This window comes from Bradyrhizobium sp. WSM4874 (assembly GCF_055811835.1).
Genome location: NZ_JBVVPR010000027.1, coordinates 17,696 through 30,549 on the forward strand (window position 1 = coordinate 17,696; position 12,854 = coordinate 30,549).

Annotated in this window: 15 protein-coding genes; 7 read left to right on the forward strand and 8 right to left on the reverse strand. The window is 64.4% G+C overall.

The annotated features are described in order from the left end of the window. Window positions 1-129: 129 nt before the first annotated feature. Window positions 130-387: a DUF2798 domain-containing protein gene (locus AC0L3P_RS25105; protein ID WP_473305969.1), complete on the forward strand. Its 258-nt coding sequence runs from the start codon at window positions 130-132 to the stop codon at window positions 385-387. 50 nt (window positions 388-437) lie between these two features. On the opposite strand, the gene AC0L3P_RS25110 is transcribed toward AC0L3P_RS25105, so the two are convergent. From AC0L3P_RS25110 to AC0L3P_RS25120, 3 genes are all read right to left on the reverse strand, one after another. Continuing rightward, a complete protein-coding gene (locus tag AC0L3P_RS25110; protein ID WP_473305971.1) occupies window positions 438-2,225 on the reverse strand; it encodes a chloride channel protein in 1,788 nt (595 codons plus the stop codon). A 12-nt stretch (window positions 2,226-2,237) separates the two neighbouring features. After that, window positions 2,238-2,891, reverse strand: a complete 654-nt coding sequence (locus AC0L3P_RS25115; RefSeq protein WP_473305973.1) for a class II aldolase/adducin family protein — start codon at window positions 2,889-2,891, stop codon at window positions 2,238-2,240. A 159-nt stretch (window positions 2,892-3,050) separates the two neighbouring features. After that, entirely contained in the window at window positions 3,051-3,677 is a 627-nt protein-coding gene (locus AC0L3P_RS25120; protein ID WP_473305975.1) for a MarC family protein, read from the reverse strand. Window positions 3,678-3,766: 89 nt separating this feature from the next. Here AC0L3P_RS25120 and AC0L3P_RS25125 point away from each other — a divergent pair, with 89 nt between their 5' ends. The 5 genes from AC0L3P_RS25125 (at window position 3,767) to AC0L3P_RS25145 (ending at window position 7,766) form a co-directional block, all read left to right on the forward strand. Continuing rightward, the gene (locus tag AC0L3P_RS25125; protein WP_007601434.1) at window positions 3,767-3,973 is read left to right on the forward strand and encodes a hypothetical protein; all 207 of its coding nucleotides are present in this window, start codon (window positions 3,767-3,769) and stop codon (window positions 3,971-3,973) included. Window positions 3,974-4,085: 112 nt separating this feature from the next. Continuing rightward, on the forward strand, window positions 4,086-4,652 hold the full coding sequence (locus AC0L3P_RS25130; RefSeq protein WP_007612902.1) for a YciE/YciF ferroxidase family protein: 567 nt from the start codon (window positions 4,086-4,088) through the stop codon (window positions 4,650-4,652). A 155-nt stretch (window positions 4,653-4,807) separates the two neighbouring features. Next, window positions 4,808-5,191: an Hsp20/alpha crystallin family protein gene (locus AC0L3P_RS25135; RefSeq protein WP_007612908.1), complete on the forward strand. Its 384-nt coding sequence runs from the start codon at window positions 4,808-4,810 to the stop codon at window positions 5,189-5,191. Window positions 5,192-5,199: 8 nt separating this feature from the next. Then, window positions 5,200-7,605, forward strand: coding sequence for an endopeptidase La (gene lon, locus AC0L3P_RS25140; RefSeq protein ID WP_473305977.1), 2,406 nt, complete (start codon window positions 5,200-5,202; stop codon window positions 7,603-7,605). 5 nt (window positions 7,606-7,610) lie between these two features. Next, window positions 7,611-7,766 carry a hypothetical protein gene (locus AC0L3P_RS25145; protein WP_473305979.1) on the forward strand — a complete coding sequence of 52 codons (156 nt, stop codon included), beginning with the start codon at window positions 7,611-7,613 and terminating at the stop codon, window positions 7,764-7,766. Window positions 7,767-7,837: 71 nt separating this feature from the next. Here the strand turns inward: AC0L3P_RS25145 and AC0L3P_RS25150 are convergent, their stop codons facing one another. The 3 genes from AC0L3P_RS25150 to AC0L3P_RS25160 form a co-directional block, all read right to left on the reverse strand. After that, complete coding sequence (locus tag AC0L3P_RS25150; protein WP_007601427.1) at window positions 7,838-8,140, reverse strand: HU family DNA-binding protein; 303 nt, start codon at window positions 8,138-8,140, stop codon at window positions 7,838-7,840. Window positions 8,141-8,497: 357 nt separating this feature from the next. Then, window positions 8,498-9,730: an acetyl-CoA C-acetyltransferase gene (locus AC0L3P_RS25155; protein ID WP_473305983.1), complete on the reverse strand. Its 1,233-nt coding sequence runs from the start codon at window positions 9,728-9,730 to the stop codon at window positions 8,498-8,500. A gap of 147 nt (window positions 9,731-9,877) precedes the next feature. Beyond that, on the reverse strand, window positions 9,878-11,341 hold the full coding sequence (locus tag AC0L3P_RS25160; RefSeq protein WP_473305986.1) for a GH1 family beta-glucosidase: 1,464 nt from the start codon (window positions 11,339-11,341) through the stop codon (window positions 9,878-9,880). 483 nt (window positions 11,342-11,824) lie between these two features. Between AC0L3P_RS25160 and AC0L3P_RS25165 the strand changes: the two genes are divergently transcribed. Continuing rightward, on the forward strand, window positions 11,825-12,031 hold the full coding sequence (locus tag AC0L3P_RS25165; protein WP_007601421.1) for a hypothetical protein: 207 nt from the start codon (window positions 11,825-11,827) through the stop codon (window positions 12,029-12,031). A 167-nt stretch (window positions 12,032-12,198) separates the two neighbouring features. On the opposite strand, the gene AC0L3P_RS25170 is transcribed toward AC0L3P_RS25165, so the two are convergent. Both AC0L3P_RS25170 and AC0L3P_RS25175 read right to left on the reverse strand, forming a co-directional pair. Next, window positions 12,199-12,606, reverse strand: coding sequence for a hypothetical protein (locus AC0L3P_RS25170; RefSeq protein WP_473305988.1), 408 nt, complete (start codon window positions 12,604-12,606; stop codon window positions 12,199-12,201). 58 nt (window positions 12,607-12,664) lie between these two features. After that, on the reverse strand, window positions 12,665-12,832 hold the full coding sequence (locus AC0L3P_RS25175; protein WP_275173173.1) for a hypothetical protein: 168 nt from the start codon (window positions 12,830-12,832) through the stop codon (window positions 12,665-12,667). Between the last annotated feature and the right edge of the window lie 22 nt (window positions 12,833-12,854).

Sequence of the window (12,854 nt, forward strand, 5' to 3'; positions counted from 1 at the left end):
GAACAGACGCACCGTTTTTCGGTCGCCGTAAGCGTTTTACGTGAACCAACGCATCAACCGACGCCGTCGGGATCGATGCCATTCTTGGGTTCACCGTGACTGACGCGTCCTATTCCAAAGAGAAATCAGATGATTGCGGTTCGCAAACTGCCGGCGCGCTATGCGCCGATCGTGATGCCATTCGTGCTGTCCATCCTCATGACGGCCGTGGTGTCGGTCATTTCGACGCTCCGAAGCCTCGGCGCAACGCCGGCGTTTCTCGCGACCTGGCCGGGCGCCTGGGCGCTGTCATGGCTCGTCGCCTTTCCGACGCTGCTGATGGTGCTGCCACTGGTCCGCCGGATCGTGACTAGCATCGTCGCGGCTCCCTCCCAACCGGGCCGGTAGAAGGCGCGGACGACGGCGCCTGACGAACGCCGTCCCGCTTCCGCGTGACCTTACGACAGCGCCCCGAGCACGCCGCGCGTCGCCTTGTCGATCTCCTCGACATAGCGGCGGCGGGCGAAGGTCTCGGTGAGGAAGCCGACCACCTTGCGGCTGTCGGTGGAATCGACCACCGCCAGCATCTCGGCCTCCGCCTCGTCGAACACCGCCATCGCCGACTTCACGTTCATTTCCGGGATCAGCACGATCTCGGTCAGCCGCGCGAGCTCGATCACCTGGATTTCGTCGGCGATGCTGTCGAGATCGCCCGAGAACAGGTCAGGCAGCAGGACGAGCCCGACATATTCGTCCGCATTGTTGACGATGACGATCCCGGGCCGCGAGCCCAGCGCGAATTCGCGGCGGACCGCGGCGATCGTCGTGGTCGACGGCACCTTGCCGACATCGGAGCGCATCAGCCGCTCGACGGTGAGGTTGCGCAGCCAGCCGACGTCGTTGGCGCTGCGGATGGTCTCGCCGCGCAGATGCAGGCGCCAGGTCGAGAAGGAGTGCCCGAACATGAAGCGGACGCAGATCGAGGTGACGATGCAGCCGGCGAGCACCACGGCGGTAACGTCGACGTTGCGGGTCATCTCGAGCACGAGGAACGACATCGTCAAGGGACCGCCGACGATGGCGACGCCGAGCGTCGCCATGCCCGTCAGCATCGCGACCAGCGGATCGATCACGAAGTTCGGGCTGATCAAGAGCAGCACCGCGGCAAAGAACTTTCCGATCAGGCTGCCGACGAACAGCGAGGCAAAGAACAGCCCGCCGCGGAAGCCGGAGGCGAGCGAGATCAGGCAGGCCGTCACCTTCAAAGCGATGATCAGCGCGATCAGGCCGATCGTCATGTCGTGAAAGAGATCGAGCACCATCGCGCCGTGGCCGGCCGCCAGCACCTGCGGCGTGACAATCGCGAAGCCGCCGACGATGAGGCCGCCGATCACCGGGCGCAGCCAGACCGGCAGCCATTTGAACAGGCGCTCGAACATCGAGGACGAGCGCATCACGGCGATGCCGACGCCGCTGGTGATGAGCGCGAGCCCGATCAGCGCCAGATATTGCTCGACGCCGACGGCACTGACCTTGGGTATTTCGAGCGAGTATGGCGCGCCGCCGAGCCATTGCGCGGTCAGGGCACCGGCGAGCGAGGCGGCGAGGATCGGCGCGGCACTGCCGACCGAATAGACGCCGACGATCAGCTCGCAGGCGTAGAAGGCCCCCGTGATCGGTGCACCGAAGGCCGCCGCGATCGCCGCAGCCGCGCCGCAGCCGACGATCAGGCGCAGATCGTTGCGGCGCAGATTGAAGAACTTGCCGAGCAGCGAGGCGATGCCCGATCCGATCTGGGTGTAGCCGGCCTCGAGGCCGACGGAGGCGCCGCAACCGTTCGAGATCAGCGTCTGGCTCGACACCACCACGCTGTCGCGCATCGACAGATTGCCACCACGCAGCGCGTTCGCCTCGATCGGATCGACCGCGCTGGAGAGTTTCAGCCGTCGCCGCCACCACTCCATGATGCCGAGCGCCAATCCGCCCAGCGCGGGCGCAATCAGCGCGGCCCAGGGACTGACGCTGGTATTGGCGGACAGACGGACGTCGATGGGAATGCCGTAGATCACCATATGGGCAATCTGCGCAATCTCGGCCATCAGCGTCACGATGGCGCCGGCAAGCGTGCCGATCACCAGCGCCAGCGGGATCAGATAGAATTCGTTGCTGCGCAGCAGCGCCCGCAGCCGAACCATGACGCGGTTCGTCCCCTTGCGATCGGCGAGATGTCTGATCCGCAGGAACACTTTCTGTCCGCCCTACCCTTCCGACATGCCGTAACCGGACATGCGCTGGCGGACCCGCTCGATCTCCGCGCTCGACAGCAGCGGCGGCTCTCCGATCTGGAGACAGCCGTGATATTGGCGCGCCAGCGTCTCGACCTCAACGGCGAGCCACATCGCCTTGTCCAACGACTTGCCGATCGCGATCATGCCGTGATGGTCGAGCAGGCAGGCAAGCCGGCCCTCCAGCGCCCGCACGGCATGTTCGGACAGCTCCGCCGTTCCGAAGGTGGCATAGGGCGCGCAGCGGATGCTGTCGCCGCCAGCGGCTGCGATCATGTAGTGCACGGGCGGGATCTCCAGGCCCATGATCGCAAGGATGGTGCAATAGGTCGGATGGGCGTGGACGACGGCGTCGATTTCGGGCCGGGCCTTCAGGATGTCGAGGTGGAAGCGCCACTCGCTGGACGGCTTCTGATCGGGCGCGTGCGAGCCGGCCATCGTCATGAACACGATTTGGTCCGGCGTCATGGCGTCGTAAGGCACGCTGGTCGGGGTGACCAGAAGCCCGTCCGCATGCCGGACGCTGATATTGCCCGAGGTGCCCTGGTTGATGCCGAGCGCGTTCATGCGGCGGCAGGCGCCGATGATGGCCTGTCTCTTGTCGAGCTCGTCCGCTGTCATCGACATCTCGATTTCCTGACGATGGGCGCCTGTCAGACGGGGAGTACGTCAAAGCAATATGGCAGCGCAAGAGAAAGCAGACCGGATCGCGTGCGATCCGGTCTGCCGCCTCATGGCATCATGAAATAAACATGAAAATCAACGCATTAACAGATTGTCGCAGCCCTACGGCAGGCTCGCCCGGACGGCCGCGATTCCGTTGATCACGAACTGTACCGAATAGGCCGCGAGCAGCATGCCGAGCACGCGCGAAAGGACGGCGTTGCCGGTCCGCCCGAGGGTCCGTGCGATCAGGCGCGCGGAGACAAAGCAGAGCATGCAGAGCAAGCACACGGAGAGCACGACCGCGACGATGATCGCGAGCCTCGGCCCGTAGCCGGCATCGCCCGTCAGGAGCAGCGTGGTCGCGATCGCGCCTGGACCGGCCATCATCGGGATCGCCAGCGGGAATACCGCGACGTCGGAGGCATGCTCGGAGCTTGCTTTGTCAGCCTCGCGGGCCTCGCGATGCGGACGGTCGCCGAAGATCATTTGGTACGACACGCCGAACAGCAGCAGTCCGCCGGCGATCTGGAAGGCGGGGATGCCGATCCCGAGCTGGCGCAGCAGCCAGTTTCCGATCAAGGCAATCACCACCAGGATCGACGCCGCAATCAGCGGCGCGCGTAGCGCGATGGTGCGTTTGGTCTTGTCGGGCATGCCTCCGGTCGCGGCGAGGAAGGCGGGCACGAGACCAACGGGATCGACCACCAGCAGCAACGTCACGAACGCGGACAGGGAGAAGTCGATCATGTCTCGGTGGGCTCCCTGGGCGCAGGAACGATGGCTGGCGAACTGACTTAGCCCGGCAGAACCGCTTTGAAAATCACCGGAGATGCACAATGAGCGACAGTGGAATTGGAATGTTGCTGGGCCACCTTTCGGGCAACCTGCTCTGGCTCTGGTTCATCGGAGCCTTCGTGCTCGGTGCGGTCCTCGTCTACGGCGTGGCGAAGGCGGGGCGCCTGCGACGCCGCGAGCGCGCACAGCTCGACCGCAACACCGAGGCGCGGCAGCGGCAGGAAGATCCCTACAAGCGTCCGACCTGAGCGACGCGCCGAGTGCAGCTTGCAGTTTGGAACTTTCGTTCACCGAAAGGCTTGGATCGCCTGAGGATTGAGGAAGGCGATGCCTTCCCGTGTCACCTCAAGAGGAGGATTTATGGCCAAAAAAGCGAAGAAGCGCACAACCAAGAAATCGTCGACGGGCCGCGCCCGTCAGGCGCCCAAGATGTTGAGCGACCTATTCCTGGAAACGCTCAAGGACATCTATTTCGCCGAGAACAAGATCATCAAGACCTTGCCCAAGATGGCCAAGGCTGCCAACTCGAAGGAGCTCGCGGCGGCCTTCAACAAGCATTTGCGCGAGACCCAGGGCCAGGTCAAACGTCTCGACCAGATCTTCAAGATGCTGGGCAAGCCGGCCCGCGGCAAGCCTTGCGAAGCGATCAACGGCATCACCGACGAAGGCGCCGAGATCATGAAGGAGTTCAAGAACGCTCCTGCGCTCGACGCCGGCCTGCTCGCAGCCGCGCAGGCGGTCGAGCATTACGAAATCTCCCGCTACGGCACGCTGCGCACCTGGGCCGAGGAGCTCGGCATGCAGGACGCCGCGAGGCTGCTCCAGGCGACGCTGGACGAGGAAGAGGCGACCGATCACACCTTGACCGAGCTCGCCACCTCCGTGATCAACCTCGAGGCGGAAGAGGAATACCGCCAGGCGGCCTGAGCCACACATCGCGCGACGACGAAACGCCGCGGCCCGAAAGGCCGCGGCGCTTGTCTTTTCGGATCGCACGATCCGCATGGCACCTGCGCGCCACCGGGCTGGAATTCTCGGGAACCGGCCCCATATTCAGCGTTCCCCACCGCCGAGCCCGCATCATGCAACCCAAAAATCCCCTCGACTGGATGTTGTCCGAAGCCCTGGACTCGCTCACCCGCGCCGAACGGCTGCGCCAGCAGTTCGGCCGCCAGGACGCCTGCTGGGAGCCACCGATCGACGTACTCGAAACCGAGCATGAGCTCCTGATCCTGGTCGCGCTTCCCGGCGTCAATCCCGACAATGTCGAGACTGTCATCCATGACGGCGTGCTCGTCATCTCCGGCCAGCGCACCCTTCCGCCGGAGCTTCGCAACGCCCGCATCCATCGGCTCGAACTGCCGCAGGGGCGTTTTGAACGCCGCATTGCATTGCCCGTTGGCCGCTACGCCATCAGCCGCTTCGTGATGGACGGCTGCGTCGCGCTGCGTCTCGCCAAATCCTGAGGTCGATCATGGCCACCGAACCAATGAATACCGCACCGACCAATCCCCAGAGCAATTCCGACGTGAAGATTCCCGAAGACGCGCTGATCATCATTCCCGTGCGCGAGATGGTGCTATTCCCCGGCGCCATCGCGCCGATCGCGATCGCGCGGCCGAAGTCGGTCGCCGCCGCGCAACAGGCGCTGCGCGAGCAGCGACCGGTCGGCATCGTCCTGCAACGCAGCCCCGAGACCGAGGAGCCCGGACCGGACGACCTCTATCGGGTCGCGACCATCGCCAACATCGTGCGCTACATCACCGCGCCCGATGGCACCCATCACATCGTCTGCCAGGGCGTGCAGCGCGCGCGCATCCTCGACTTCCTGCCGGGGACGCCGTTCCCGGCCGCGCGGATCCAGCAGATTCCGGAGCCGACCACCAGCACGCCCGAGATCGAGGCCCGCGGGCTGAACCTGCAACGCCAGGCCATCGAGGCAATCGAGCTGCTGCCGCAGGCGCCGCCCGAACTGGTCGCGATGTTCCAGGGCACCACCGCGCCCGGCGCGCTGGCGGACCTGGCGACCTCGTTCATGGACATCAAGCCGCAGGACAAGCAGGAGGTGCTGGAGACCATCGACCTCGCCTTGCGTGTCGAGAAGGTGTCGAAGCATCTGGCTGAACGGCTGGAGGTGCTGCGCATCAGCAACGAGATCGGCCAGCAGACCCGCGCCAGCTTCGACGAGCGGCAGCGCGAAGCGATCCTGCGCGAGCAGATGGCGACCATTCAGCGCCAGCTCGGCGAAGGCGACGGCAAGGCGGCCGAGGTCGCCGAGCTGACCGCTGCCATCGCCAAGGCCAACATGCCGCCCGAGGCGGACGCTCATGCGAAGAAGGAGCTGCGCCGCTACGAGCGCATGCCGGAGGCCGCCGGCGAGGCAGGCATGGTCCGAACATACCTCGATTGGCTGATCGAGCTGCCGTGGGCGTTGCCCGCGGAGAAGCCGATCGACATCAAGGAAGCGCGCCGCATCCTCGACGCCGATCACTTTGGCCTGGAGAAGATCAAGAGCCGGATCATCGAATATCTGGCGGTGCGCAAGCTGGCGCCGCAGGGCAAGGCGCCGATCCTGTGCTTCGTCGGACCGCCCGGCGTCGGCAAGACCTCGCTCGGCCAATCCATCGCACGCGCGATGGACCGTCCCTTCGTGCGCGTCAGCCTCGGCGGCGTGCATGACGAGGCCGAGATCCGCGGCCATCGGCGCACCTATATCGGCGCGCTGCCCGGCAACATCATTCAGGGCATCAAGAAGGCCGGCACCCGGAACTGCGTCATGATGCTGGACGAGATCGACAAGATGGGCCGCGGCGTGCAGGGCGATCCGTCCGCCGCAATGCTGGAGGTGCTCGATCCCGAGCAGAACGGGACGTTCCGGGACAATTATCTGGGCGTGCCCTTCGACCTGTCGCGCGTGGTGTTCATCGCGACCGCCAACATGCTGGACCAGATCCCGGGTCCGCTGCTGGACCGCATGGAGCTGATCAGCCTCACCGGCTACACCGAGGAAGAGAAGCTGGAGATCGCCAAGCGCTATCTGGTGCGGCGGCAGCTCGAGGCCAACGGCCTGACGGCCGAGCAGGCCGAGATCGAGCCGGAGGCGCTGAAGCTGGTGGTCAACGGCTACACCCGCGAAGCCGGCGTGCGTAACCTCGAGCGCGAGATCGGCAAGCTGTTCCGCCATGCCGCGGTGCAGGTCGCCGAGGGCACCGCCGTCAAGGTCGTCGTAACGCCGAAGGATATCGGCACCGTGCTCGGCCAGCCGCGCTTCGAAGGCGAGATCGCGCAGCGCACCAGCATTCCGGGCGTGGCCACCGGCCTTGCCTGGACACCGGTCGGCGGCGACATCCTGTTCATCGAAGCCTCGCGGGTATCAGGCCGCGGCGGCATGATCCTGACCGGCCAGCTCGGCGAGGTCATGCGCGAGAGCGTGCAGGCTGCGATGACGCTGGTGAAGAGCAAGGCCACGAAGCTCGGCATCGATCCGCAGCTGTTCGAAAAGAGCGACATCCACGTTCACGTCCCGGCGGGCGCGACCCCGAAGGACGGGCCGAGCGCGGGCGTTGCAATGTTCACGGCGCTGACGTCCCTGCTCACCAATCGCACGGTGCGCAGCGACACCGCCATGACCGGCGAGATCTCGCTACGCGGCCTGGTGCTGCCGGTCGGTGGCATCAAGGAGAAGGTGGTGGCGGCTGCGGCCGCGGGCCTGAAGCGGGTGATGCTGCCGGCGCGCAACAAGCGGGACTACGACGACATCCCCAAGAGCGCGCGGGACAACCTCGAATTCATCTGGCTGGAGCGCGTCGACGAAGCCATCGCCGCGGCGCTCGAGCCGGCCGAGGCCCAAGCCGATGCCAAGGTCGAAGCGGCGGAGTGAATGCGATGAAGAAACTGCTGGAAAGAGCGAAGCGATCGCGGAAGACGCAGCGGCTGCGCCAGTTGCTGGATCGCGCCATCGACGGGGTTCGCGATGCGCTGGCGGCATCAGGACCGCGGCTTGAGCCGGTCCCGGTCAGGATGAAGCGCCGCAAGGGTTGAGCCCTCCGTCTCAAGTCCTCGCGGCTGCCCCAAACAAAAGGCCCCCTCTACCCAAGGGGGCCTTTGCGTCGTTAGCCCACGGCGTCCTTGGCGGCCTTGACCGGGCGGGCGCGGACGATCTTGCGGGCCGGCTTGGCCTTGAACATCATCTCTTCGCCCGTGAACGGGTTGGTGCCCTTGCGCGCCTTGGTCGCGGGCTTCTTGATGACCACGAACTTGGCAAAGCCCGGCACCAGGAACAGGCCGTTCTTCTTGAGCTCCTTGTGACCGACGTCGGTCAGCGTCTCCATGACGCTCTTGACGTCACGCTTGGAAAGCTCGGTGGTGGTCGCGATCTTTTCGATCAGCTGCGATTTCGACATTTGGGTGGCCATCGTGTCTCCTCTGATTCGTTGACGGCTGCATATTAGACCAACCGGTGAAGGCCTATAGCCTTCTGCACAGTTTTGTCGGGGTTTTACGGGCTTTTTTGGCCCTCTGTGGCAAAAAACCCTGCTTTTTAGCCACTTCCGGAGCGGGAGAGGCCTCAGGCAGCGGATTTTACCTTGTTTCAAAGGCCCGCACGCAGCCTTGCTAAAGCTGATTCGATGCTTTCGACAAGCGACGACCGGCCTCTTTGTGAAAGGCCGGCCGCGATTCACCCCGGAAAATAAGGCTAGATCGTCGTGATGCGGCGATCGCGGGTACTTTCTCTCGCTTATTTCTAAGGAGCGCGACGAGCTTCGCTCGCGCTAGATGCGCTCGATGATGACGGCCGGGGCCATGCCACCGGCCGCGCACATGGTGACGAGACCGCGCTTCAAGTCGCGCCGTTCGAGCTCGTCGAGCAGGGTGCCGATCAGGATCGAGCCGGTGGCGCCGATGGGATGGCCGAGCGCGATCGAGCCGCCATTGACGTTGACCTTGGCGCGGTCGAGCTTGAGGTCGCGGATGTATTTTTCCGCAACCACGGCAAAGGCCTCGTTGATCTCGAACAGGTCAATGTCGTCGATGGTCAGCCCGGCCTTCGCCAACACCTTGCGCGTCGCCGGCACCGGCGCGTTCAGCATCAGCGTCGGCGAGTCCCCCATGTTGGCCATCGCAACGACGCGGGCGCGCGGCTTCAGGCCGTGCGCCCTGGCGTAAGCGGGCGAAGCCAGAAGGATCGCGGCGGCGCCGTCGACGACGCCGGACGAATTGCCGGCGTGGTGCATGAAGTCGATTTCGAGGTCGGGGTACTTCTGCAGGATGAGGCCGCGATAGGTCGTGCTCTTGTCGTCGAGCGCATGGTCGGCGACCGCGGGGAATGCGGGCTTCAATGCGCTCAGCCCTTCCATCGTGGTCTGCGGCCGCGGATATTCTTCATGGTCGAGCGCGAGGCTGCCGTCCTCGCGATGCACCGGCACGAGGCTCTTCTTGAAGTGGCCGTTCGCGATCGCATGCGCGGCACGCTTCTGGCTTTCGAGGCCGAGCGCGTCGACGTCCCTTCGCGTGATGCCTTCCAGCGTCGCGATCGCGTCGGCGCAGACGCCCTGATGCGACTGCGGATGCTGCGCACGCAGGCGCAGATTGCCGTTGTCCATCATCATCGGGCCGCCGCCGCGGCGTCCTTCCATTGACATCATCTCGCAGCCGCCGGCGACGACGAGGTCTTCCGCGCCCGCCATGATCGAGCTTGCGGCCATGTTGACGCTGGTGATGCCGGAGCCGCAGAAGCGGTCGAGCGTCACGGCACTGGCGCGCACGTCGTAGCCGGCGTCCAGCGCCGACATGCGGCCGAGATCGCCACCTTGCGTTGCGACCTGTGCGCTGCAGCCCCAGATGATGTCGTCGACGTCGGCGGTGTCGATGCCGGTGCGCGTCGCGAGCGCACGCAGCACGGTTGCTCCCAGCTGCTGCGGATGAATGCCCGAGAGCGCCCCCTTGCCGGCCTTGCCAACGCCCCGCGGGGTCCGGCAGGCATCGATGATAAGTGCGTCGGTCATTGGCGTTATCCTCTTTTTGAATGGTTAGAGGCGTTTTGAATCAGGGGGCGAAGGGAGTCAATGCGCGTTGACGGAACTCTCTCACCCAGGCCTCTCAGCGCGACCCAAGCTCGTCGCGCCCCGCAAGAACGGGGCGAGGGAGAGCAATCACACACCCGCCGCGTTCTTCGCGATCACGTTGCGATAGAAGCTGGCGCTGAGTTTCGGCGTACGCACCTGCGTGTCGAAATTGACGTGGTAGAGCCCAAAGCGCTTGTTGAGCCCGAACACCCATTCAAAATTGTCCATCAGGCTCCAGAGGAAGTAGCCGCGCACCGGTACGCCTTCGGCGGTGGCACGCTGGAGCTGGGCGAGGTAGTTGCGCAAATACATGATGCGATCGGTGTCGTAGATCTTGCCGTCGGGCGTCACGACGTCTTCGCCGGAGGTGCCGTTCTCGCTGATATAGATCGCATCCGTCTTCCAGATCTTCGCCGCCAGCTTCGGCACCCAGTAGATCGTCTCGGGACCGACGCGCAGCCAGTCCGAATTCATGTGCGGGAACGATTTCGGGATCGGCAGCGGCATGAAGCCCGCGCCCTGGTCGGACGCCACCACGTAGTTCTGCGGCGCGTAGATGTTGAGGCCGAGGAAATCGACCGGCGAAGAGATGATCTTCAGCTCCGCATCGGTGTATTTCGGCGCGTCGCGCCCGGCGAACTTCAGGAAGGCGTCGGTGTACTGGCCCGTCATGATGACGTTAAGATAGCCGGCGTTCATCTCGCGCAGCGCGATCTCGGCGGCGCGGACGTTCTCGGGCGTGTCGATCGCGGGGGCGCAGGCATCGATGTTCTCGGCCGGCCCCACCCTGGTGCCGCGGCGGCCATGGGCGCGCACCGCCTGGACCGCGAGCCCGTGCGCGAGCGCGCTGTTGTGCCTGATCTGGTTGACCTCGGCTTGCGGCAGCGTCACGCCCGGCGCGTCGATGCCGATGCCGTAGCCGAAATAGACGAAGCGGCCGCTCTCGTTCAGTGTGAACACGTTCTTGACGCGATCAGTCAGGTGCTCGGCGACATAGGCCGCGTAGTCGCCGAAGATCTTGCAGGTCTCCGTCGAGCGCCAGCCGCCAAACCGGTCCTGGAGCGATTGCGGCAGGTCCCAATGATAAAGCGTCAGCCACGGCTCGATGCCGTTCTTGAGGAGCTCGTCGACCAGACGGTTGTAGAAGTCGAGCCCCTTCGGGTTCGGCTTGCCGTCGCCGTCCGGAAACAGCCGCGGCCAGGCCACCGAGAAGCGATAGGCCTTGCAGCCGAGCTCCCTGATGAGCGCGATGTCCTCCTTGTAGCGGTGATAGTGCTCGTTGGCGCGGTCGCCGGTAGTACCGTCCTCGATCTTGCCGGGGATGCGGACGAACTTGTCCCAGATCGAGACCCCTCGCCCGTCCTCGTTGACCGCGCCCTCGACCTGATAGGACGAGGTCGCCGTGCCCCAAACGAAGCCCGTCGGAAAGCCGTCCGCGCTCCGCGGCGGCGATGCGGGCTTGGCGTCCGCGACCTCGAGAGGATTGGCGATTCCGGCTGCGGACAATCCCGCCAGCGTGGCGAACTGGCGACGCGAGACCTTGTCCGACATTGATTATGCTCCGGGGCGATGCTCTTGCGGCGGCACCATGGCGAATCGCGGGTCGTTTGAGAAGCGGGCGAGCCGAGGGCTGAGGATGCAGAATCGCCGAATGCGAAGAAGTTGTCCGAAAGGGGCCACGGCGATCGTCGGCCGAGGTACCCCAAAGCCGAAATACCGTTATTCGAAGTCCCAGCCCAATTCGGCGAGGAAGCGTCAGTTCCCCTCGAGACGCTTGGCCCGCTTACTTGCAGAATGCCCTAAACCGCTCGGAAATTACGACCAAAGTTCGCAAATATGGCGTATGGTGCGACATCGCCGCTCCGCTCTGGGCGATTGTCTGTCTGCACCGGTCAAGCAAGGGAACGACTGACTTATGACGCGATTTGACCGCATGAGACCGTGGTAACTCTTCCGCTTGACCAAGCGCCTGTCCTGCCAGGGATACAACGACTGACCCCACGTCAGAGCCACTGTGAAGTTCGAGGTAGATATATGTCGTATGCCTACAAGCTGAATGAAGACGTTCGCCACCAGCCGCAAGGCCCGCAAGGACGTGCCGCAACTGAGCCACCGATGATTTACACCATCGTTCAGCATATGCCCATCGAGGCCGATGGACGTCTCCGATACCGCATCAAGTGCAAGTCGGAGAAAATCGAGCGAGTCGTCACGGAAGATCAGCTTTCGTATTCGCAGTGATCTGCTTGATGACGGTGGCACTCCAGCCCGGATGAATTGGCTCGGAGTTGCCATGATCAACGGCGGGACCGTTCTCGTTGCTTGGCGAACCTCAATTCCGGAATGTCTGCCTGGGTCAGGAGCAGACATGAGGTCCTTCCGCCGCACTGGCGCGCGGGCTTCCGCGATCAGCGCGAGCGCTTCGGCAATTTTGGCAGCTTGTCGGGATTGAACGGCGGCATCTGCCGGCTTCGTTCAGGTGCGGGCGTCGGCTGTTCCGTCAGAATCAGCGTACCCTGGAGGACCATTCCCGGCACCTGCACTGCCGTCGCCGTGTAGGTCGCGACCTTGCCCGGGCAGTTTCCCTCGATGTCCAGCGTGAGCTCATCGTCGACGCCGAACACCGTTGCGCGTCCGTCGGTATGGCGCTTCGTCGACACCGTGGCGGTGAAGCGATCTCCGTCGATGTTGCAAGAGCCGTGATAGGTCATCAGGCTGTCGCAGCCCCAGATCTGTCCGTCTGCGACATGGACGATCCCGGTCCCCTGATCGAGCGGCGTCTTGTACCAGGCGGCGTAGGTGCCGTCTTTCAACATGGGAGCAGTCTCCCCGGTATTCCCTCGCATCATCCACACGATCAGCGCTAACAAAGCGTTAATCGGGCGGCCCGTGCCAATCCGGGCTATCCCTGCGCAGCTCGGCTTCCAGGTCCTCGATGATGCTGTGAAGCAGACACGCGGCAAGTGGATCGGTCACTTCGCGCTCCAAACGTCGGTAACGCGCGATCTGGAATTCCTGCTCTCTCAACTGGTGCTCTGTCATCGGACGGGCCCTCCGACAAACC

What these genes read in the sequence shown, in the direction of transcription:
- AC0L3P_RS25155 (WP_473305983.1), bottom strand. Translation starts at nt 9,730, where the DNA reads ATGACCGACGCACTTATCATCGATGCCTGCCGGACCCCGCGGGGCGTT.
- AC0L3P_RS25105 (WP_473305969.1), top strand. Translation starts at nt 130, where the DNA reads ATGATTGCGGTTCGCAAACTGCCGGCGCGCTATGCGCCGATCGTGATG.
- AC0L3P_RS25125 (WP_007601434.1), top strand. Translation starts at nt 3,767, where the DNA reads ATGAGCGACAGTGGAATTGGAATGTTGCTGGGCCACCTTTCGGGCAAC.
- AC0L3P_RS25115 (WP_473305973.1), bottom strand. Translation starts at nt 2,891, where the DNA reads ATGTCGATGACAGCGGACGAGCTCGACAAGAGACAGGCCATCATCGGC.
- AC0L3P_RS25135 (WP_007612908.1), top strand. Translation starts at nt 4,808, where the DNA reads ATGCAACCCAAAAATCCCCTCGACTGGATGTTGTCCGAAGCCCTGGAC.
- AC0L3P_RS25145 (WP_473305979.1), top strand. Translation starts at nt 7,611, where the DNA reads ATGAAGAAACTGCTGGAAAGAGCGAAGCGATCGCGGAAGACGCAGCGG.
- AC0L3P_RS25130 (WP_007612902.1), top strand. Translation starts at nt 4,086, where the DNA reads ATGGCCAAAAAAGCGAAGAAGCGCACAACCAAGAAATCGTCGACGGGC.
- AC0L3P_RS25150 (WP_007601427.1), bottom strand. Translation starts at nt 8,140, where the DNA reads ATGGCCACCCAAATGTCGAAATCGCAGCTGATCGAAAAGATCGCGACC.
- AC0L3P_RS25120 (WP_473305975.1), bottom strand. Translation starts at nt 3,677, where the DNA reads ATGATCGACTTCTCCCTGTCCGCGTTCGTGACGTTGCTGCTGGTGGTC.
- AC0L3P_RS25170 (WP_473305988.1), bottom strand. Translation starts at nt 12,606, where the DNA reads ATGTTGAAAGACGGCACCTACGCCGCCTGGTACAAGACGCCGCTCGAT.
- lon (WP_473305977.1), top strand. Translation starts at nt 5,200, where the DNA reads ATGGCCACCGAACCAATGAATACCGCACCGACCAATCCCCAGAGCAAT.
- AC0L3P_RS25175 (WP_275173173.1), bottom strand. Translation starts at nt 12,832, where the DNA reads ATGACAGAGCACCAGTTGAGAGAGCAGGAATTCCAGATCGCGCGTTAC.
- AC0L3P_RS25165 (WP_007601421.1), top strand. Translation starts at nt 11,825, where the DNA reads ATGTCGTATGCCTACAAGCTGAATGAAGACGTTCGCCACCAGCCGCAA.
- AC0L3P_RS25160 (WP_473305986.1), bottom strand. Translation starts at nt 11,341, where the DNA reads ATGTCGGACAAGGTCTCGCGTCGCCAGTTCGCCACGCTGGCGGGATTG.